The organism is Pseudomonas sp., assembly GCF_033723075.1.
Lineage (GTDB): Bacteria > Pseudomonadota > Gammaproteobacteria > Pseudomonadales > Pseudomonadaceae > Aquipseudomonas.
The window spans coordinates 68531-89689 of sequence record NZ_JAWVXU010000017.1 but is presented as its reverse complement, the minus strand read 5'-3'; the positions used below and the strand labels follow the sequence as shown (position 1 = coordinate 89689).

The following is a 21159-nucleotide window of genomic DNA, read 5'->3' as shown; positions in this document are numbered from 1 at the left end:
ATGCGCCAGCTGATGATGATCGGCCTGCTGCTTGCCAGTCCTCTGTTGCTGGCCGATCAGGCACTGCCGCAAATGGATGCCCAGATCCAGGACAGCGGGCAACGCTTCAATGGCAACTTCAGCCTCAACCAGGCCGCAGGTCTCAGTCATCAGCAGGTCAATAGCCGCGTCGTCAGCGCGGGTGACCGTGCCAACTCGACATCGACCATCCGCCAGTCTCTTGAGACTGTGCCCGCCAACGGCGCAGGAGCACAAACCCGCGCCCGGATCGAGGGGGCGTCCTTCAGCCAGGGCAGCGGGGTCATCGGGATCAATCAAAGTGCCGGTATCGGCAACCAACATATCAATGCTTTTCGCATAACGCTCGGCGCTATGCCGGAAAGCCTGGACGACAGCGTTCTCTCGCAGAACGTGACTCGTCCTACCGTCTCAGGGATAGCTGTACCCAAGAATGGCGAGCGCAGCGTTGCAATAAGCGACGATGCATTCGCCGGTAGTCGTGGTGTGGTGCAACTGAACCAGAGTGCCGGAATTGGCAATGCAACCGCCAATAATCTGAGCATAAGGGTTGTGGAATGACCCTCAAGTAACAACGCCCAACACCCATCTGCAAGGAGAAATACCCATGAAATCTAGAATGATTCTGAGCCCTCTGGCTTTTGCACTGACTGCCGTGATTGCTTCTGGTGGAGCCTATGCTGCCGGCGGCTATAACACTAGCGGCGCGTCTGCCGTCGTCAACGACACCCAGATGAACTACGGCAACAATGTCCAGAATGACGAAACCAAAAACACCGCCACTATTGATGGCTCGCTCAATGGCGCTGCGGGCAATGTTGGCGCCAACGTGGCTGCCGGCGACAATAACCAGCAGGCAAACGCCGCCGCCATTGCGACCGCCGATGCCTTCTTCGTCTTTGGTTTTGGTCAAGGCCTGGAAGCCAATGCCAGTATCGGCGTAACGCAACAAGCCTATGACAACTACCTGACCAACTATGGCACCCAGAACAATGCCAGCGTGGTCGACTCTGGTAACGATGTGCAGGGCAGTGTCGGGATCAACGTAGCAGCTGGCAACTTCAACCAGCAGAAAAACGACATGGCCATCGCCTCGTCAGAACAGGCCTTCACTGCCGAAGCGTCGGTTAATGTGCTGCAGGAATCCTCAGGCAACGATACCCACAACAACGTCGGCGATGTCTATGAGGTCAACGATGGCCTGCAAGTCGTCTCCAGCGGCTTTGGCTGGTTCCCACCGCAAACCCCGCAAACCCCGGTGGTTAACAATGCCAGCTTGAGCAACTCGCTGAATAACGCTTCCGGCAATGTGGGCGTGAACATCGCTGCCGGTGGTGGCAACCAGCAGAGCAACACCCTGGCTATCGCCGCAGGTTGTAACGCCTGCATCGCGCAATGATGTCAGGTCAATGAGCAACGGGGTTCAGGTTCTCGCCTGAACCCCGTTGTCTTGATAAAGGAGGTCATATGCTCCGTGCACTGTTGCCTCTCATGATGGCGTTAATCCTTGTGCCCACCTCATCTACTGCCACGGCAGCTGAAGTGCGATTTGCCGCGCTGCCCAATGGGGCGATCGCCTACAAGCTGGTGGTAAGTTTCCGCGAGCGGCGCTTCGCCAATCTGGTCGAGCAGAAAACCGACTTCAGTTGCGGTGCAGCCGCACTGGCCACTGTGCTCAATGCCGCTTATGGCTGGAATCTGGAAGAAGAAGAGATCATCAAAGGCATGCTGGAGCAGGCCGATGCCCAGGTGGTTCGCACGCAGGGCTTCTCCATGCTCGACATGAAGCGCTATGCGGAAAGTCTCGGCTTGCGCGCACGCGGGTACCGCATCGATGCCAACAAACTGGAAAGCCTTAAAGTGCCGAGCATCGTGCTGCTGGATGTCCGCGGCTACAAGCACTTCGTGGTATTGCAACGCACCCACAAGGGTTCGGTCTACATCGGCGATCCGGTGCTGGGACACAAGAAGATGAGCATCGAAGAGTTCAGCCAGGGCTGGAACGGCATCGTCTTCGCATTGATCGGCCCTGGTTACAACCGGGCCAATGCGCTGCTCTCGCCCCCGGAGCCACTGACGGCCAAAAATCGTATCGACAGTTTCAGTCCGGTCAAAGACGCCGAATTGATGGAGTTTGGCTTCATTCAGAGTGATTTCTTCTAGCCTGCCCAAATGCGGCAAGGCTTATGGGAGACAGGGATATGAACACAAGAACATGGCTAGCGGCAGGCTTGCTGGTCGCCAGCCTGCCGCTGCATGCCGCCAACCCATTTCAACCCATCGAACTGAGCGATCCTGAATTGGATCAGTTGCGTGGCCGTTATGTACTGCCGGATCGCATCATCAGTTTCGGCGTGGTGATGACGTCTTCCTGGCAAGACGCCACTGGTCAGGTCATCGGCGCCCAGGTCGCCCTCAATATCAGTGGCGCGCAATCCCAACCCTCCCTCTATGTGACCCGCATCGACCAGGCTGGCAGTGGCAACTCGCTCAGCGCAGGCAATGGCCAGATCATCGGTGGCGCAGGGCTGGGCAGCGTCCAGGGTATTGTGCAAAGCGTTCGCACGGCCGGCGATTACAACACGGGCCTGAATGATCTCAGCGTGCAAATCAGCAATGGTGCCGAACAGCCCGTACCCACCAGCGGGGAAGCCTGGAATGGCAGCCAGGGTTTCAGCAACGGTGCCGGAACCGTACAGATTAGCGCACGCAATGGTGGCCTCAATATCGCAGTGCACGCCAGCAATGGCCAAGGCCATAGCAGCCAGCAGATCGGTGGTGGCGTCGCCCAGCACGCCAACATCGGCGGTTCGCTGAACAATGTGCGCAACTTGACGGCCCTGAGCGTTGCACTGCGTGACAACCCCCGAACTGTAAACATGACCAATTGCCTCGAACAACTGAGGACCCTGCGGCCAAGTGGATATTGAACTAGGCTGGAATTGCGAGCCTAAGCAAGGAAGTGATTCATGCGACCATTATTTGCTCTTATGCCATTAACATTGGCTATCGCTATTGCATCATCACCGACGAATGCGGCCCAGGATCCTCAGGTTCAAGCCCTGATCCAGGAACTGCAAGTACTGAAAGAACGCTACGCGGCCCAACAAAATGCACTGGTAATCCTCGAACAGCGTCTGCGCCAAGTCGAGGGCAGAGGCCCAATGCCCTCGCGAGCACCAGCAGGCCAGCAAGCCGCGGGCGCCCAGGTCGCCGCAAGTGGCGCTACGGCGAACAGCGGATACGGGACGGCGCTCAAGGACAGCTCAGAACCCCCTGCCAGCGTCGAGAACATCTACCAGGAAGCCAGTGGCTTTTTCGGCAGCGGCACATTCAGCCTCGAACCCGGCCTCACTTACAGCCACTATGATTCACGCCAGATCTTCCTCAACGGCTTTCTTGCCCTCGATGCAATATTCCTCGGCAACCTCGGCATAGACCAGATCAACGCCGATACTTTTACTTTCGACCTGACCGGTCGCTATAACTGGGCACGACGCTGGCAACTCGACGTGAATACGCCCTGGATCTACCGTGAGACCACCTATCAGTCCGCCGGGGCCGGTGGCTCAACCGCAGAATTCAGCGAACAAACGGTCAGCGGCGATCCGCGTCTCGGTGACGTAAGCCTCGGCATGTCCTACAAGTTCCTCGATGAGGCCCCTGGTCGGCCGGATGCCGTGTTGAGCCTGCGCGTGAAGGCGCCCACCGGGGTCGAACCCTACGGCATCAAGCTCGATACCGTGCCAGGCAACAACAACCTCAGCGTGCCGGACGACCTGCCCACAGGCAACGGTGTCTGGTCCATCACGCCAGGGATTGCGCTGGTCAAGACGATGGATCCGGCCGTGGTCTTCGGCAATTTTTCCTATACCTACAATATGGAGGAAAGCTTCAGCGACATCAGTCCAGAACGGGGAATCAAGGTGCCGGGTAAAGTCGACTTGGGGAACTGGTTCCAGTTCGGCCTGGGTGTAGCATTCGCCTTGAACGAACGGGCGAGTCTGTCCATGTCCTTTTCCGAACTGATCAGCCAGAAGAGTCGCGTCAAACCTAATGGCCAAAACTGGCAAACCGTATCGGGAAGCGATGCCAATGCCGCCTACTTCAACATCGGTATGACATTCGCACCCAGTAATAACCTGACCGTAGTGCCGAACCTTTCGATTGGCTTGACCCCCGATGCGCCGGACTTTTCATTCAGCATCAAGTTTCCCTATTATTTCTAGGTCCGTTCAGGCTCGGTATTTGGCCTTGTCTCGATGGTTTGTCTGCGCATTGATCAAGAGAGGACCAACATCGAGCGACTCCTGGAGACGAGATGCAAAGTCATTAACTCTTTTGTCATTCGGCAAAATCTGGTGCTTGTGTAAGAGTCGATAGAACGTCGGCCGGGAAACACCCAGGGCGCGCGCTGCACGGCTCATGTTTTTTGAATAGCGGGTCAATACATCATTGAGCGCCTGACGTTCTGCCGTAAACAGGTAGTCATTCAAGGTGCCGCCCCGAGCCTCGGCATGCCCCTCATGCATCAGCCCGATGTCGATGGGCTCAATCTGTCGTCCTTCGGCCAATACCTGACCACGCCTGACCCGATTAGCCAGTTCCCGCACATTACCCGGCCACGCATGATCCATCATCGCGCTGATAGCGGCCTCACTGAAGTATCGCGGTCGCTTGCCAATTTCGCTCGCATAGAGTTTTGAAAAGTGATCGGCAAATAGCGGAATATCCAACTTGCGCTCGCGCAGTGGAGTGGTGTGCACTTGCAGCACATTCAGCCGGTAATACAAATCCTCGCGAAAACGCCCCTGGCGAATAGCCTCTTCAAGATCCACGTGAGTAGCCGCAAGCACTCTCACATCGACTGATATCGGCTTGCTGGAACCAACCCGCTCTATGCTCATTTCCTGGATGAAACGCAACAGGTTGGCCTGCATCTCCAAGGGTAAGTCACCAATTTCGTCGAGAAACAAGGTGCCGCCATGAGCAGACTCGATACGGCCGATCTTGCGCTGATGGGCGCCGGTGAATGCGCCCTTCTCATGGCCAAATAGTTCGGACTGAATAAGGTGCTCCGAGATAGACCCGCAATTGATTGCGACGAATGCTGCTGACGCACGGCGCGACTGGCGGTGCAAGGTTCTTGCTACGAGTTCTTTGCCGGTCCCACTCTCACCGCAAATCAATACGGGAGAGTCGGTTGGAGCCAGCTTGCTCAGGAGTTTGCGCAGCGCCTTGATATTGGGGCTATGCCCCACCAGCAAGTCACTATCCTGTGCTTGCGGGTTACCCGCCCCTCTGCGACGCAAGTGCGCCATGCCGAATGCACGCCCTAATGAAAACTGCATGCGCGAGACATCTATGGGCAAACTATGAAAATCGAAGAACCATTCACCGACAAAATCACTGATTCCTTTGCTGCTCAACAGCTCGGGGCTGAGTACTGCTATCCATTCGGCACCGCTCCGGCGTATCAACTGTTTCAATGCCGGCAAGCATTGCAAATGATGCGAATCCAGACGGATCACTCCAACGTCATACAACCGCTCTCGAGCGCCGTCCATAGCACAGGTTTCTACTTCCCAACCCTCAACTCTCAAGCGCGGCAACAACTCTATGCACTCTTCACAGGGATCAACTATCAAAAGACGTCTCTGTGAACACCTTAATGCATCCAACATAACGACTCCTTGGCTCAAGCTAAGCAGTTCCGCCGCAAGTGACAGCCGCGGCAGACGTAACCCTGCGTCCTGTGTTCTCCATCAGTAGTCAGAGGTTGTGAAAATATCGAGCGCCGTCGCGAGGCCGTCTCCAAGGGTTCGCGGCAAGGTTCGTTGCGTAAAAAGTGGGGGGGGCTTAGTGAACTAAATGCCCCCCACTTTTTACGTAGCGCAACACCGCAGCAGGCGTTTGGAGACGGCCGCAGTAGGCGAGAGTTTTTCACAACCTCTCAAATAAACGTACCAACACGGTTCAGCGTAGCTAACCCTCCGCGAAGCGCCTGTGCAGGCGAGGAACGGTAATGACGTCACTCTTGGACGAACCAAGCAAAACACCAATCATTCACCTCACCATCAATAATCCCCTAAGGTTGAGTGATTGTTGACCGTGATAAGTGACAGGCTGATTGATACAGATCAAACAGATCCGCGGAATTGCCATGCGGACGACGAACGGGATAAACGAGCGAGTATTGGGCTGAAAAATAAGCGCAGATGTTGTAAGAATATCGAGCGCAATGCCGCAGCGGACGTTTTGGCGGTCCCATCATCACTCGCAGCAGCCAGCGCACCGTGTGAAGTGGCACCTATCCTGGCAAGTTGCCGCTGCGCTCCGAACGGATCACCGCCCGAGCCCCCTACGAATTTGTAGCAGGCGCAACTGCCGAGATTTTTTGCACCCGCGCTCGGCGCTAAAGCTCGCACAGGCTGTACCTCTGCCGCGACCCAACTTGCAAGCAAGCATTTTCCCCCGACGACTGGCGTCCATTCCCGACGCACAAAAAAAGAGAGGGCCCCGCAAGGGACCCTCTCTTTTATAAGCGTGAAGCGCGTGGGCGATTAAACGCCCGAGGCTTCCGCTGCTGCCACGTCTTTGATCGACAGCTTGATACGGCCGCGGTTGTCCACGTCCAGTACCAGTACCTTCACTTCCTGACCTTCTTTCAGAATGTCGGTGACCTTCTCGACCCGCTGATCGCTCAGCATCGAGATGTGCACCAGACCATCCTTGCCCGGCAGGATGTTGACGAAGGCGCCGAAGTCGACGATGCGCTCGACCTTGCCGACGTAGATCTTGCCGATCTCGGCTTCCGCGGTGATGCCGAGGACGCGCTGGCGCGCAGCCTCTGCCGCTTCCTTGGTTTCGCCGAAGATCTTGATGGTGCCGTCGTCTTCGATGTCGATCGAGGCCTTGGTTTCTTCGCAGATGGCACGGATGGTCGCGCCACCCTTGCCGATCACGTCGCGAATCTTGTCGGTATCGATCTTCATCGCGATCATGGTCGGTGCGTTGGCCGACAGCTCGGTACGCGACGTGGCGAGGATCTGGTTCATCTGGCCAAGGATATTCAGGCGCGCTTCCAGGGCCTGGCCCAGAGCGATTTCCATGATTTCTTCGGTGATGCCCTTGATCTTGATGTCCATCTGCAGCGCGGTCACACCCTTAGCGGTACCGGCTACCTTGAAGTCCATGTCGCCCAGGTGATCTTCGTCGCCGAGGATGTCGGTCAGAATGGCGAACTTCTCGCCGTCCTTGACCAAGCCCATGGCGATACCGGCAACCGGCGCCTTCATCGGCACACCGGCATCCATCAGTGCCAGGGAAGCACCGCAGACCGAAGCCATGGAGCTGGAACCGTTGGACTCGGTAATTTCCGATACCACGCGAATGGTGTACGGAAACTCGTCAGCGCTCGGCAGCATCGCCGAGATGCTGCGGCGCGCCAGGCGACCGTGGCCGATTTCGCGACGACCGGTGAAACCTACGCGACCACACTCACCAACCGAATAGGGCGGAAAGTTGTAGTGCAGCATGAAGGGGTCTTTGCGTTCGCCTTCGAGGGTGTCGAGCAGCTGGGCGTCACGGGCGGTGCCGAGGGTGGCAACCACCAGGGCCTGGGTTTCGCCACGGGTGAACAGTGCCGAACCATGGGTCTTCGGCAGCACGCCGACTTCGATGTTCAGCGGACGCACGGTGCGGGTGTCGCGGCCGTCGATACGCGGCTGACCGTTGACGATGTTCTCGCGCACGGTGCGGTATTCGACTTCGCCGAAGGCTGCCTTGACCTCGGCGGCAGTCGGTTGACCTTCTTCGCCAGACAGCTTGGCGACGATCTGCTCACGCAGCTCGCCTAGACGAGCATAACGCTCGTGCTTGACGGTGATGGCGTAGGCCTTGGAGATCTCGGTACCGAACTCGCTGCGAATGGTCGCCAGCAGTGCGGTGTTTTCCGGCTTCGGCTGCCAGTCCCAGGTTGGTTTGGCGGCTTCGGCAGCCAATTCCTTGATGGCCTGGATCGCGCACTGGAAACCTTCCTGGGCGAACAGCACGGCGCCCAGCATCTGGTCTTCGGTCAGCTCTTTGGCTTCCGACTCGACCATCAGCACGGCATCTGCGGTACCGGCCACGACCATGTCCAGGCTCGATGCTTTCTGCTGCTCATAGGTCGGGTTCAACAGGTAGCCGGACTCCGGGTGGAAGGCTACCCGTGCAGCACCGATTGGGCCGTCGAACGGGATGCCGGAGATCGCCAGGGCAGCCGAGGTACCGATCATCGCAGCGATGTCCGGATCGGTCTTCTTGCTGGTGGAAACCACGGTGCAGAGCACCTGCACTTCGTTCTGGAAACCTTCCGGGAACAGCGGACGGATCGGTCGGTCGATCAGGCGCGAGGTCAGGGTCTCTTTCTCGGACGGACGAGCTTCACGCTTGAAAAAGCCGCCGGGGATCTTGCCAGCAGCGTAGGTTTTTTCCTGGTAGTGCACAGCCAGGGGAAAGAAGCCCTTGCTGGGGTCGGCAGTCTTGGCGCCGACCACGGTCACCAATACGCTGACATCGTCGTCAACGCTGACCAGTACTGCACCAGTGGCTTGACGGGCGATACGGCCAGTCTCGAGGGTAATGGTCGATTGACCGAACTGAAATTTCTTGATTACCGGGTTCACGGTGTTTTCCTTCTCTTTTTTGCCTTTGGGGAAAGCGGTTTCTTGCAGAATTCGTGGGCAGTAGCGGGAGTCGAACCCGGCACTGTCCTAAACGCGTACGACTGAAACGCAAAAGCTGGAAGCAGGGCTACACCCCACTTCCAGCTTCGGCAGTCAGCTACGCATAAGCATTGCTTAGCGACGCAGACCCAGGCGACCGATCAGGGCGCTGTAACGACTGACATCCTTGCCCTTCAGGTAATCCAGCAGCTTGCGACGCTGGTTAACCATGCGGATCAGGCCACGACGCGAGTGGTGGTCTTTACCGTTGGCCTTGAAGTGGCCTTGCAGCTTGTTGATGTTGGCGGACAACAGTGCAACTTGCACTTCCGGGCTACCGGTGTCGCCTTCAGCTTGCTTGTAGTCGTTAACGATCTGGGCTTTATCTTCAACGCTGAGTGCCATGTGGGCTTCCTCTCAGTTAGGCAACTGCCGAAACAGTTGCAATAGGCCGGGAATCGCTTCCCGTGTTTTCAAGTGAGGAATGACCGTGCCTATTAACAGCCACCCTCGATACGCTGGCGAGAAGCTAAGTTCTCCACCAACGCCACGGTCATACCGACCGAATCAAGCGACGCGGCGCGATGCGCCCGTCTTCGCTCACTTCACCGATACCGATAAAGCGACCATTGTGATCCTGCACCCGTACCATGCCGAACTTCGGCGCTTCCGGCGCGCGTACCGGCTGCCCTTGCAGCCAGTAGAACGAACTGTGCTCGGAGAACTGCAACAGCGGCCAGTGCAGCAGGCCACTGTCCACCGGCAGTAGAAACTGATCGACAGCTTCATGACCACCCTCGGCATGGGCCTGTTCCAGCGCGTCCAGGCTCACCGTCTGCGCCAGCCCGAATGGGCCCGCTTTGGTTCTCCGTAGCTCCGCAACATGGGCACCGCAACCGAGCAACTGGCCGATATCTTCGACCAGAGTGCGGATATAGGTACCTTTCGTGCAATCGACCGCCAGGCGCGCCTGCTCCGCCTCGCAGCTGAGTAATTCCAAGCGCGCAATAGTAACAGAACGCGGCTCGCGCTCCACTACTTCGCCTGCACGGGCCAGCTTGTACAACGGCTGACCATCACGCTTGAGCGCCGAGTACATCGGCGGTATCTGGCTGATTTCACCGCGAAAACGCGGCAGCAGGGCTTCGATCTCCGCGCGACCAACGGTCACCGGACGACGCTCCAATACTTCGCCCTCGGCATCGGCGGTGGTGGTGGTCACCCCCAGCTGCATCAGGGTTTCATAGCCTTTGTCGGCGTCCAGCAGGTACTGCGAGAACTTGGTCGCCTCGCCGAAGCACAACGGCAATACGCCGGTGGCCAGCGGGTCGAGGCTGCCGGTATGCCCGGCCTTCTCCGCATTGAGCAACCAGCGCACTTTCTGCAATGCGGCGTTGGAACTGAAACCGCGGGGCTTATCCAGCAGGATGATGCCATCGACCGGACGACGAATACGTTTCACCTGGGCCACGCGCTTACTCCTCGGCCTCAGTCTTGTCGCTCGCATGGGCGCTGTCTTCGCTGACGGCCCGCTCGATCAACGCCGACAACTGGGCCCCACGGATGACGCTTTCGTCGTAATGGAACCGCAGGTTGGGCACGCTGCGCAGCTTCATCGCCTTGCCCAACTGCATGCGCAGGAAGCCGCTGGCATCGTTGAGCACCTTGATGCTCTGCGCCACAGGATCGACACCCTCTTCCGGCTCGCCACCCATGACGGTGACAAACACCTTGGCATGGCTGGAGTCGCGGCTGACTTCCACCGCAGTGATGGTCACCAGGCCGCCAAGACGCGGATCCTTGATTTCCATGCGAATCAACTGTGCCAGCTCGCGCTGTATCTGGTCGCCGATGCGCTGGGCACGGCTAAATTCTTTGGCCATTTCTACTACCTTCACTCGTCACGATGCCCACAAAAGCAGCGGACCTAAAAGCGGCAAACGCCCGGCCGCGAATAAACGGGGCCGGGCGCTGCATATTGCAACTCGCTGCTACATACCTGTTACAGGCTGCGAGCCACTTGGACTTTTTCGTACACTTCGATCTTGTCGCCAGGCTTGACGTCGTTGTAGCTCTTCACGCCGATACCGCATTCCATGCCGGCACGCACCTCGGACATGTCGTCCTTGAAGCGGCGCAGGGATTCCAGTTCGCCTTCGAAGATCACCACGTCATCACGCAGTACGCGGATCGGACGGTTACGGTGCACGACACCCTCGGTCACCATGCAACCGGCGATCGCGCCGAACTTCGGCGAACGGAACACATCACGCACTTCGGCGATGCCCAGGATGTTCTCGCGAACATCGCTGCCGAGCATGCCGGTCAGGGCTTTCTTGACGTCTTCGATGATGTCGTAGATCACGTTGTAGTAACGCATATCCAGACCTTCCTGCTCGACGATCTTGCGTGCGCCGGCATCGGCACGCACGTTGAAGCCGAACAGTACAGCGTTGGAGGCCAGCGCCAGGTTGGCATCGGATTCGGTAATACCACCGACGCCGCCACCGACCACACGCACTTGCACTTCGTCGTTACCCAGGCCGCCGAGCGAGCCTTGCAGCGCTTCCAGGGAACCACGGACGTCGGATTTGAGGACGATGTTGAGCGTCTTCTTCTCTTCCTGACCCATGTTCTCGAAGATGTTCTCGAGTTTGCCAGCATGCGCACGGGCCAGTTTGACTTCGCGGAACTTGCCTTGGCGGAACAGCGCCACTTCGCGAGCCTTCTTCTCGTCGGTCAGCACGCTCATCTCGTCACCCGCTTCCGGGGTACCGTCCAGGCCGAGGATCTCGACCGGAATCGACGGGCCAGCTTCCTTGATCGACTTGCCGTTCTCGTCGAGCATGGCGCGGATGCGGCCGTAGTTGGAGCCGACCAGGACCATATCGCCTTGGCGCAGGGTACCGTCTTGCACCAGCACGGTGGCAACCGGGCCGCGGCCCTTATCGAGACGCGACTCGACCACCACACCACGCCCAGGGGCGGACGGAGTGGCTTTCAGCTCGAGCACTTCAGCTTGCAGCAATACGGCTTCGAGCAAGTCGTCGACGCCGGTACCGACTTTCGCCGAGACCGACACGAACGGCGTGTCGCCGCCCCACTCTTCCGAAGTCACACCCTGAACAGAGAGCTCGCTACGAATGCGATCGAGATCGGCACCCGGCTTGTCGATCTTGTTCACTGCAACGACCAACGGAACCCCGGCGGCCTTGGCATGCTGAACCGCTTCGATGGTCTGCGGCATCACGCCGTCGTCCGCTGCAACCACCAGAATCACGATATCGGTCGCCTGGGCACCACGGGCACGCATGGCGGTAAACGCCGCGTGACCCGGGGTGTCGAGGAAGGTGACCATGCCGCGATCGGTTTCCACGTGGTAGGCACCGATGTGCTGGGTGATACCACCGGCTTCGCCAGCGGCCACTTTGGCGCGACGAATATAGTCGAGCAGCGAGGTCTTACCGTGGTCAACGTGACCCATTACGGTCACCACCGGCGCACGGGAGAAGGTCTCGCCTTCGAACTTCAGGTACTCGGCCAACTGGTCTTCCAGGGCGTTGTCGCTGACCAGCTTGACCTTGTGGCCCAACTCTTCGGCGATCAACTGGGCAGTTTCCTGATCCAGTACCTGGTTGATGGTCACCGGAGTGCCCAGCTTGAACATGAACTTGATGACTTCAGCCGCTTTAACCGACATCTGCTGAGCCAACTCACCGACGGTGATGGTCTCGCCAATGGCGACATCACGAATGACCGGACCAGTCGGGCTCTGGAAGCCATGCTGATTGCGTTTCTTCAGCTTGGACTTGCCACGGCCACCACCACGACGGTGGCTGTCCCTTTCTTCTTCGATGCTGCGCGGCGCCACACGGGGGGCCGGAGCCTTTTCCTTGACCGCGGGACGATGCTGGGTGGTCTTGCGATCACCACGACGGTCGGCATCTTCATTGCGCGGTTTGTCGGGGCGGCGCTGCTCGTCTTTCTTGCGTTCTGCAATTGCCGCAGCGACCGCTGACGCCTCGATCGGCGCCTCGACCGGTGCCGCAGCTGCGACCGCGTCACTCGCGACTCCAGTGACCGCAGGCTGGGTTTGCTCCGCCGCGCGCTGCTTGGCCTCTTCTTCGGCCTTCAGACGCGCCGCATCGGCGACCGCACGCTGCTCGGCCAGCTCACGCTGCTTCTCGGCCTCGATCTCTTCAGGGCTGCGCTTGACGAAGGTTTTCTTCTTGCGCACTTCCACACTGATGGTCTTGCTGCCAGCCACTCGCAACGTACTGGTGGTCTTGCGCTGCAAGGTAATCTTGCGCGGCTCTTCAACCTTGACGCCGTGGCTGTTTTTGAGATGGGCAAGCAAAGCCTGCTTCTCGTTATCGGTAACAACTTGCTCGGCACTGCTGTGCGGCAAACCCGCCTCACGCATCTGCTGCAGCAGGCGCTCTACCGGTGTGTCGACCACTTGGGCCAGTTCTTTCACCGTGACTTGCGTCATGCACTTCTCTCCTCAGGCCGTAAAACTTACTCGAACCAATGGGCTCGGGCGGCCATGATCAGCTTGCCGGCACGCTCTGCGTCGATGCCGTCGATGTCGAGCAGGTCATCAATCGACTGCTCGGCCAGGTCTTCGCGGGTAACCACACCGCGTACTGCCAGTTCCTGCGCCAAGCCTTTGTCCATACCCTCGAGAGAGAGCAGGTCTTCGGCCGGGTGGGCGTCTGCCAGTTTTTCTTCTGTGGCGATGGCCTTGGTCAACAGGCGATCTTTTGCCCGTGACCGTAGCTCGCTGACGATTTCTTCATCAAAACCATCGATGCTGAGCATCTCTTCCATCGGCACATAAGCGATTTCTTCCAGGCTGGTGAAGCCTTCTTCGACCAGCACCTGGGCCAGCTCTTCGTCGACTTCCAGCTCGTCGATGAAATGCTGCAGGATGTCGCCGGTTTCTGCTTGCTGCTTGGCCTGGATGTCTGCTTCGGTCATCACGTTCAGCGTCCAGCCAGTCAATTGACTGGCCAAACGAACGTTCTGACCACCACGGCCAATGGCTTGCGCCAGGTTGTCTTCGCCGACGGCGATGTCCATGGCATGGGCATCCTCATCGACAATGATTGCGGCAACTTCCGCTGGCGACATGGCGTTGATCACAAACTGCGCGGGATTGTCATCCCACAGCACGATATCCACACGTTCGCCAGCCAACTCGCCGGATACTGCTTGTACGCGTGACCCACGCATGCCGATACAGGCGCCTTGCGGGTCGATACGTTTGTCTTTGGAGCGCACGGCCAATTTGGCGCGCGAGCCAGGATCGCGCGCAGCGGCCATGACTTCGATCAGCTCTTCGGCGATCTCCGGCACTTCGATGCGGAACAATTCGATCAGCATTTCCGGCGCGGTACGCGAGAGGATCAACTGCGGACCGCGGTTCTCGGTACGGATTTCCTTGAGCAGGGCACGCACCCGGGCACCGACGCGGAAAGTCTCGCGCGAAATAATGTCCTCGCGGGCCAGCAACGCCTCGGCATTGTTACCCAGATCGATGATCACATTATCGCGAGTCACCTTCTTCACGGTGCCGGAAATTATTTCGCCCAAACGCTCACGGTAGGCTTCGACCACCTGAGCACGCTCGGCCTCGCGAACCTTCTGCACGATGACTTGCTTGGCGGTTTGCGCAGCAATGCGACCGAACTCGATGGAGTCGATCTTTTCCTCGAGCACATCACCGACCTTCGCATTGGCTTCAACCGCCCGCGGCATATCGACGGTGACTTGATGCGCAGGGTCATCGAAATCGGCTTCTTCAACCACTGTCCAGCAACGGAAAGTTTCGTAGTTTCCGGTCTGGCGATTGATCTCCACACGCAACTCGACTTCGTCTTCAAAACGCTTTTTGGTGGCAGTGGCCAAAGCCAGCTCCAACGCTTCGAATATCACGCTTGCCGGTACGCCCTTTTCGTTGGACACCGACTCAACAACCAGCAGTACTTCTTTGCTCATCGTACGCCTCGCCTTTCGCAATCCATTGGATCCGCGGGATCCGCGTCTCAATCAAACCTGGGGATAATATTGGCCTTGTCGATCATGTCGATCGGCAACAGGAACTCATGGTCATCCACCTGCACCACCACGTCCTGCTCCTCCACGCCGCGGAGGAGACCTTGAAAGTTGCGGCGCCCCTCGAAAGGCGAACGCAGCTTGATTTTTACCTGCTCGCCGGCATGACTGGCGAACTGCTGCAACGTGAACAGCGGCCGATCCATACCGGGCGAAGACACCTCCAGGGTGTACTCCGCGCTGATCGGATCCTCGACATCGAGGACACCACTGATCTGCCGACTGACCTTCTCGCAATCTTCGATGAGAACGCCATCGGCATGATCGATATAAATTCGCAGCAAAGAATGCCGCCCTTGCGACAGGAACTCGATACCCCAGCATTCATAGCCGAGTGCTTCGACTACCGGGGCCACCAAGGCCTGCAACTGTTCTAGCTTGCTCGACACCTGAGCCCCTCGCGCATGCTGTGCAAATGAAAAATGGGCGAAACGCCCATCCCTTCAACCGGCCTCTAAAGACCGGCAAACCTGTCTCCCAGCTAGCAAAAAGCCCCTGAAAAGGGGCTCCGCTGCTGCTGGTTGCGGGGGCTGGATTTGAACCAACGACCTTCGGGTTATGAGCCCGACGAGCTACCAGACTGCTCCACCCCGCGTCAAAGCTGGGGCCGAAGTATACGACCGAACCCACACAAGGGTCAACCAACGCTTCAGCAACAAGAAAGCCCGCATACTGCGGGCCTGCTTGTAAATTGGTACCGAGGAGGGGACTCGAACCCCTACAGCCTATGGCCACTACCACCTCAAGGTAGCGTGTCTACCAATTCCACCACCTCGGCAAAATCACGTATTGCGTACTGCTTGTTACTGCTCTGGAACCTGAGGCACATCAACCGCTTCACCAGCCGGCTTTTGTTCTTCGAGCACGGGCACATCTTCAACAGCGGGCTTGGCCTGCTGTACTTCCAACACCGCCGGATCAGGCAAACCAACCTGAGTCAGCGCATCAGCCTTTTCTTTAGCAAAGAACGCTAAGCCCAAGCTAGTTAAGAAAAAAGCGGTGGCGAGTATAGCAGTAACACGACTCAAAAAGGTAGAGGAACCTTGACTACCGAATACGGTAGCTGAAGCACCGGAACCAAAAGACGCACCTGCATCCGCACCCTTGCCCTGCTGCAACAAAACCAGCGCAACTACACCGATCGCACCCAGCAGATGAAAAACCACTACGCCTGTTTCAAGCATTTTGTCAGCTTCCTGCGGCGCGACAAATCGCACCGAACTCATCCGCATTCAGAGAAGCCCCACCAACGAGCCCCCCATCGATATCCGGCATACCGAACAACTCGGCTGCATTGGCGGCCTTCACGCTGCCGCCATATAGAATTCTTACCGCACAGGCCACTTCGGCACTGTGCGCGGCCAACTGCGCACGAATAGCGGCATGCACCTGCTGCGCCTGCTCGGGTGACGCCGTCAAACCCGAACCAATGGCCCAGACCGGCTCATAGGCAACCACTGCCCGAGCAAAGACCTCGATACCCAGCGCGTCGACCACACTGGCCAACTGTGCCCCAACCACTTCCAGAGTCTTGCCCGCCTCACGCTGCTCGAGGGTTTCACCCACACACAGCAACGGAGTCAAACCACAAGACTGCGCAGCGGCGAACTTGCGCACCACCTCGGCATCGACCTCACCAAGCAGCAGACGCCGCTCTGAATGACCGACCAACACCTGGGTACAACCTGCATCCTGCAACTGGCTAGCTGCGACCTCACCGGTCAAAGCGCCTTGCCCGGGATCGACTGCACAATTCTGCGCGCCGACCGTCACAGTCCCATCTGCCACACCCAGCAGAACCTGAGCGATGTGTAGACAGGATGGAAAGACCGCAACCTCGACATCAGCAGGCAGCGCCTGCTGACGCAAACCGTTGATCAGCTCTGCGACGCTGGCGCGGGTACCGTGCATTTTCCAGTTACCAGCTACCAAGGGGCGACGCATGCTTTACCTCATCGGTCAAAGAGGGCGCAGATGTTACCCAACGGCACCGGGACTGGCAAGCGATCAAACACAGACTTCAGCAACAACCTTAGCCAATTCATCGGCATAGCCGCGCACCAGGGCCTCATCGTCGCCCTCGACCATCACTCGCACCAAGGGTTCGGTACCGGACTTGCGCAGCAAAACGCGGCCACGCCCCGCCATTTTCTCGGTCACCCGCGCGCTGGCATCCTGCACCGCAGGGTGCTCGAGCGGGTCGACACCGCCGGCAAAACGCACGTTGACCAGCACTTGCGGACACTTGCGCAACCCCTGGCGCGCCTCGGCCAGGCTATGCCCTCGACGCCTGAGCGCCAGCAACACCTGGAGCGCGGCGATGATCGCATCGCCCGTCGTGGTGTGCTGAAAGCACACCAAATGCCCCGAATTCTCGCCCCCGATCTGCCAGTGGCGCGCCAACAACTCGGCCACCACGTAGCGATCACCAACCTTGGCGCGAACAAAGGGAATCCCCAGATCGGCCAGCGCCAGCTCGAGGCCGAGATTGCTCATCAGGGTGCCGACCACACCGCCTTGCAGCTTGCCGCGCTCCTGCAAATCACGCGCAATGATGAACAGCAGCTCATCGCCATCGACCAAGGCGCCCGTATGATCGACCATCAGCACGCGGTCCGCATCACCATCGAAGGCGATACCCAGATCGGCCTGCTGAGCCACCACCGCAGCCTGCAGGGCCTCGACATGAGTCGAGCCACAGTCATCATTGATATTCAGGCCGTCAGGCTGAGCCGAGAGTACCGAAATCTCGGCACCGAGCTCGCGAAACACGCTCGGCGCGACTTTATAGGCCGCTCCGTTGGCGCAATCGACCACGATCTTCAGCCCGGCGAAATCGGTACTGCTCGGCACACTGCTCTTGCAGAACTCGATATAGCGCCCCGCCGCATCGTTGATCCGCGACACCTTACCCAACTGCCCCGACTCGACCACAGTCATCGGCGCATCGAGCAGCTCCTCGATCATCAGCTCGATCTCGTCAGGCAGCTTGGTGCCCTGCCCCGAGAAAAACTTGATGCCGTTGTCGTGGTGCGGGTTGTGCGAGGCGCTGATGACAATCCCGGCCTCGGCATGAAAGGTCCGGGTCAGATAGGCGATTGCCGGAGTCGGCATCGGCCCCAGCAACAGGACGTCGGCACCTGCCGCAGACAAGCCGGCCTCCAGCGCCGACTCGAACATGTAGCCGGAAATCCGCGTGTCCTTGCCGATCAGAATTCGACACTTGCCCTGCTTGCGAAATGCCATGCCGGCTGCCCAGCCGAGCTTGAGCATGAAATCCGGAGTAATGGGAAACTCACCAACACGCCCACGAATACCGTCGGTACCAAAATATTTTCTAGCCATAACCAGGATTCCTTGATTACTTATTCAGCTGCTTCGACTGCAGCCAGCATGCGCACCACATCAACCGTCTCAGGCACGTCATGCACCCGCAGGATGTGTACGCCCTTGGTGATTGCCAAGGCCGCCAGGGCAAGACTGCCATATAGACGCCCACCAACCTCGTGACCCAGCGCCCTACCGATCATGCTCTTGCGCGAGACACCGACCAGCAGTGGCCGGCCCAACTCATGCAACGAGTGCAGATGTTTGAACAACCTCAGATTGTGCTCCTGGGTCTTGGCGAAGCCAAAGCCAGGGTCGAGGATCAGCCGTTCGAGCGCAATCCCCGCGGCCGTACAGGCCGCCATGCGCTCGACCAGAAAGTCGCGCACCTCGACCAGCACATCGGCGTATTGAGGACTTTGTTGCATGGTGGTCGGCTCACCGCGCATATGCATCAGGCATACCGGCAGACCGCTATCGGCCGCGGCATCCAGCGCACCGTCACGCTGCAACGAACGCACATCGTTGATCAGGCCGGCCCCGAGGCGCGCAGCCTCACGCATCACGGCGGGCGTCGAGGTATCCACCGAGATGATCACATCCAGCTCGGCAGCTATAGCCTCGACAACCGGCGCAACGCGCTCAAGCTCTTCAACCGGTGACACCGCACGTGCCCCGGGGCGCGTGGACTCACCACCAACATCGATCAGGCTGGCACCGGCCCGCCACATCGCCTCGGCATGACGCAGGGCTGCATCACGCTGACCGAAACGGCCGCCATCGGAAAAGGAGTCGGGGGTGACATTCAAGATACCCATCACCTGCGGACGGGTTAAATCAAGAAGCCGGCTGCCACAAGGCAGCCGGTCAGGAGGATGCACTACAGACATCGCGGTCCTTAATGCTCGGCAGCAGAACCGCCGATAGGTTTCTCTGGGCGATCCTTTTCATCGAGACTAGCGACCGGGATACCGGCATCACCGCCACCGTTCCAGTCACTCGGCTCGCGCGGAGCACGACCATTCATGATGTCTTCGATCTGCTCGGCATCAATGGTTTCGTACTTCATCAAGGCCTCAGCCATGGCATCGAGTTTAGCGCGGTTCTCTTCCAGCAGTCGCCTGGCGGTGCCATAGCACTGATCGATGATGCTGCGCACCTCCTGATCGATCACCTTGGCCGTGTCAGCCGATACATTGGTGTGCTGGCTGCCCATACTGCGGCCCAGGAAGACTTCGCCCTCCTCCTCGGCATACATCAGCGGACCAAGCTTCTCGGACAAGCCCCACTTGGTCACCATGTTGCGCGCCAATTGAGTGGCACGCATGATGTCATTCGAGGCACCAGTGGTCACGCCATCGAAGCCCAGGGTCATTTCTTCGGCGATACGGCCACCGAACAGCGAGCAGATCTGACTGGTCAGGGCGCGCTTGCTCAGGCTATAGCGATCCTCTTCCGGCAGGAACATGGTCACACCCAGGGCACGACCGCGGGGGATGATCGACACCTTGTAGACCGGATCATGCTCGGGCACCAGGCGCCCGACAATGGCATGACCAGCTTCATGGAACGCCGTATTGAGCTTTTCCTTGTCCGACATGACCATGGATTTGCGCTCGGCGCCCATCATGATCTTGTCCTTGGCCAGCTCGAACTCTTTCATCTCGACCAGACGCTTGCCGGCACGCGCGGCAAACAACGAGGCCTCGTTGACCAGGTTGGCCAGATCGGCACCGGAGAAGCCCGGGGTACCGCGAGCAATCATCGCCGGCTGGACATCTTCGCCCATCGGCACCTTGCGCATATGCACTTTGAGAATCTGCTCGCGGCCACGAATGTCCGGCAGGCTGACCACCACCTGACGATCGAATCGACCGGGACGCAACAGCGCCGGATCGAGCACATCTGGACGGTTGGTGGCGGCGATGACGATGACACCATCATTCATTTCGAAGCCGTCCATCTCCACCAGCAACTGGTTGAGGGTCTGCTCACGTTCGTCATGACCGCCGCCCATGCCGGCGCCACGATGGCGACCGACGGCGTCGATTTCGTCGATAAAGATGATGCAGGGTGCATGCTTCTTCGCCTGCTCGAACATATCGCGCACGCGGGACGCACCGACACCGACGAACATCTCGACGAAATCCGAGCCGGAAATGGTGAAGAACGGCACTTTCGCTTCACCGGCAACCGCCTTGGCCAGCAAGGTCTTGCCGGTACCCGGCGAACCGACCATCAGCACGCCGCGCGGAATACGCCCGCCGAGGCGCTGGAATTTGCCCGGGTCACGCAGGAACTCGACCAATTCACTGACTTCTTCCTTGGCCTCGTCACAACCAGCAACATCAGCAAAGGTGGTTTTGACCTGATCCTCCGAGAGCAGGCGCGCCTTGCTCTTGCCAAAGCTCATGGGCCCGCCCTTGCCGCCGGCACCACCTTGCATCTGGCGCATGAAGAACATGAACACCGCAATGATCACCAGGATCGGGAAGCTGGCTACCAGCAACTGGGTCCAGATGCTCTGCTGCTCCGGCTGCTTGCCGACTATCTGCACGTTGTTGTCGATCAGGTCCTTGATCAGGCCATTATCCTGGATTGCCGGGCGCACGGTCTCGAAGGAGGAACCATCGCCACGCATGCCGCTGATGATGAAACCATCAACAGTGACCCGCTGAACCGCGCCATCTTGAACCTGCTGGATAAACTCCGAGTAACTGAGCTTGTTGGACTCGCTCGGACTGGAGAAATTGTTCATCACCGTCACCAGGACTGCCGCGATGATCAGCCACAGGATCAGATTCTTTGCCATGTCGTTCAATTAGCTACCCTCTGAAGCAGGCCCCGTGCCGAAGCGCACTTCGCATGACGACCAGTTATGTACCGATCTAACTTACTACACAACGCCCACTCCTGGCAGACGCCGTCTGTAACCCTTTATTTAGGCGCTCATAAGCCGCAGCACTCTATTGCATAAGACTGGCACGCC

The 21159-nt window shown here is 58.6% G+C and carries 17 protein-coding genes, 2 tRNA genes and 1 pseudogene; 5 read left to right on the top strand and 15 right to left on the bottom strand.

The window, feature by feature from the left end; translation table 11 throughout:
- From R3355_RS19040 to R3355_RS19020, 5 genes are all read left to right on the top strand, one after another.
- On the top strand, positions 1-579 hold the full coding sequence (locus R3355_RS19040; protein ID WP_318962622.1) for an adhesin: 579 nt from the start codon (positions 1-3) through the stop codon (positions 577-579).
- Between the two features lie 46 nt (positions 580-625).
- Positions 626-1417: a hypothetical protein gene (locus R3355_RS19035; protein WP_318962629.1), complete on the top strand. Its 792-nt coding sequence runs from the start codon at positions 626-628 to the stop codon at positions 1415-1417.
- A gap of 68 nt (positions 1418-1485) precedes the next feature.
- Positions 1486-2181 (top strand): C39 family peptidase, encoded by a 696-nt coding sequence (locus tag R3355_RS19030; RefSeq protein WP_413243540.1) that lies wholly within the window; start codon positions 1486-1488, stop codon positions 2179-2181.
- Between the two features lie 38 nt (positions 2182-2219).
- Positions 2220-2948 carry a hypothetical protein gene (locus R3355_RS19025; protein ID WP_318962621.1) on the top strand — a complete coding sequence of 243 codons (729 nt, stop codon included), beginning with the start codon at positions 2220-2222 and terminating at the stop codon, positions 2946-2948.
- Positions 2949-2987: 39 nt separating this feature from the next.
- A complete protein-coding gene (locus R3355_RS19020) occupies positions 2988-4247 on the top strand; it encodes a hypothetical protein (protein ID WP_413243539.1) in 1260 nt (419 codons plus the stop codon).
- 126 nt (positions 4248-4373) lie between these two features.
- Here the strand turns inward: R3355_RS19020 and R3355_RS19015 are convergent.
- From R3355_RS19015 to ftsH, 15 genes and pseudogenes are all read right to left on the bottom strand, one after another.
- Positions 4374-5702, bottom strand: a pseudogene (locus R3355_RS19015) (sigma 54-interacting transcriptional regulator); the annotation flags it as partial.
- An 879-nt stretch (positions 5703-6581) separates the two neighbouring features.
- Positions 6582-8687 carry a polyribonucleotide nucleotidyltransferase gene (gene pnp, locus R3355_RS19010; RefSeq protein WP_318962620.1) on the bottom strand — a complete coding sequence of 702 codons (2106 nt, stop codon included), beginning with the start codon at positions 8685-8687 and terminating at the stop codon, positions 6582-6584.
- Positions 8688-8861: 174 nt separating this feature from the next.
- A complete protein-coding gene (gene rpsO, locus R3355_RS19005; protein ID WP_318947889.1) occupies positions 8862-9131 on the bottom strand; it encodes a 30S ribosomal protein S15 in 270 nt (89 codons plus the stop codon).
- Between the two features lie 148 nt (positions 9132-9279).
- The gene (truB, locus tag R3355_RS19000; protein WP_318947891.1) at positions 9280-10197 is read right to left on the bottom strand and encodes a tRNA pseudouridine(55) synthase TruB; all 918 of its coding nucleotides are present in this window, start codon (positions 10195-10197) and stop codon (positions 9280-9282) included.
- A gap of 4 nt (positions 10198-10201) precedes the next feature.
- On the bottom strand, positions 10202-10609 hold the full coding sequence (gene rbfA, locus R3355_RS18995) for a 30S ribosome-binding factor RbfA (RefSeq protein ID WP_318947893.1): 408 nt from the start codon (positions 10607-10609) through the stop codon (positions 10202-10204).
- A 119-nt stretch (positions 10610-10728) separates the two neighbouring features.
- The gene (infB, locus tag R3355_RS18990; RefSeq protein ID WP_318962619.1) at positions 10729-13218 is read right to left on the bottom strand and encodes a translation initiation factor IF-2; all 2490 of its coding nucleotides are present in this window, start codon (positions 13216-13218) and stop codon (positions 10729-10731) included.
- Positions 13219-13244: 26 nt separating this feature from the next.
- Positions 13245-14726 carry a transcription termination factor NusA gene (nusA, locus tag R3355_RS18985; RefSeq protein WP_318947897.1) on the bottom strand — a complete coding sequence of 494 codons (1482 nt, stop codon included), beginning with the start codon at positions 14724-14726 and terminating at the stop codon, positions 13245-13247.
- 47 nt (positions 14727-14773) lie between these two features.
- Complete coding sequence (gene rimP / locus R3355_RS18980) at positions 14774-15232, bottom strand: ribosome maturation factor RimP (protein ID WP_238042397.1); 459 nt, start codon at positions 15230-15232, stop codon at positions 14774-14776.
- Positions 15233-15361: 129 nt separating this feature from the next.
- Positions 15362-15438, bottom strand: a tRNA-Met gene (locus tag R3355_RS18975).
- Between the two features lie 97 nt (positions 15439-15535).
- Positions 15536-15621, bottom strand: a tRNA-Leu gene (locus tag R3355_RS18970).
- 25 nt (positions 15622-15646) lie between these two features.
- The gene (secG, locus tag R3355_RS18965; protein WP_318947901.1) at positions 15647-16027 is read right to left on the bottom strand and encodes a preprotein translocase subunit SecG; all 381 of its coding nucleotides are present in this window, start codon (positions 16025-16027) and stop codon (positions 15647-15649) included.
- A gap of 4 nt (positions 16028-16031) precedes the next feature.
- Entirely contained in the window at positions 16032-16787 is a 756-nt protein-coding gene (tpiA, locus tag R3355_RS18960; protein ID WP_318962618.1) for a triose-phosphate isomerase, read from the bottom strand.
- A 63-nt stretch (positions 16788-16850) separates the two neighbouring features.
- Entirely contained in the window at positions 16851-18188 is a 1338-nt protein-coding gene (gene glmM / locus R3355_RS18955; protein ID WP_318962617.1) for a phosphoglucosamine mutase, read from the bottom strand.
- Between the two features lie 20 nt (positions 18189-18208).
- A complete protein-coding gene (gene folP, locus R3355_RS18950) occupies positions 18209-19060 on the bottom strand; it encodes a dihydropteroate synthase (RefSeq protein WP_318962616.1) in 852 nt (283 codons plus the stop codon).
- 8 nt (positions 19061-19068) lie between these two features.
- Positions 19069-20982, bottom strand: coding sequence for an ATP-dependent zinc metalloprotease FtsH (ftsH, locus tag R3355_RS18945; RefSeq protein WP_318962615.1), 1914 nt, complete (start codon positions 20980-20982; stop codon positions 19069-19071).
- Between the last annotated feature and the right edge of the window lie 177 nt (positions 20983-21159).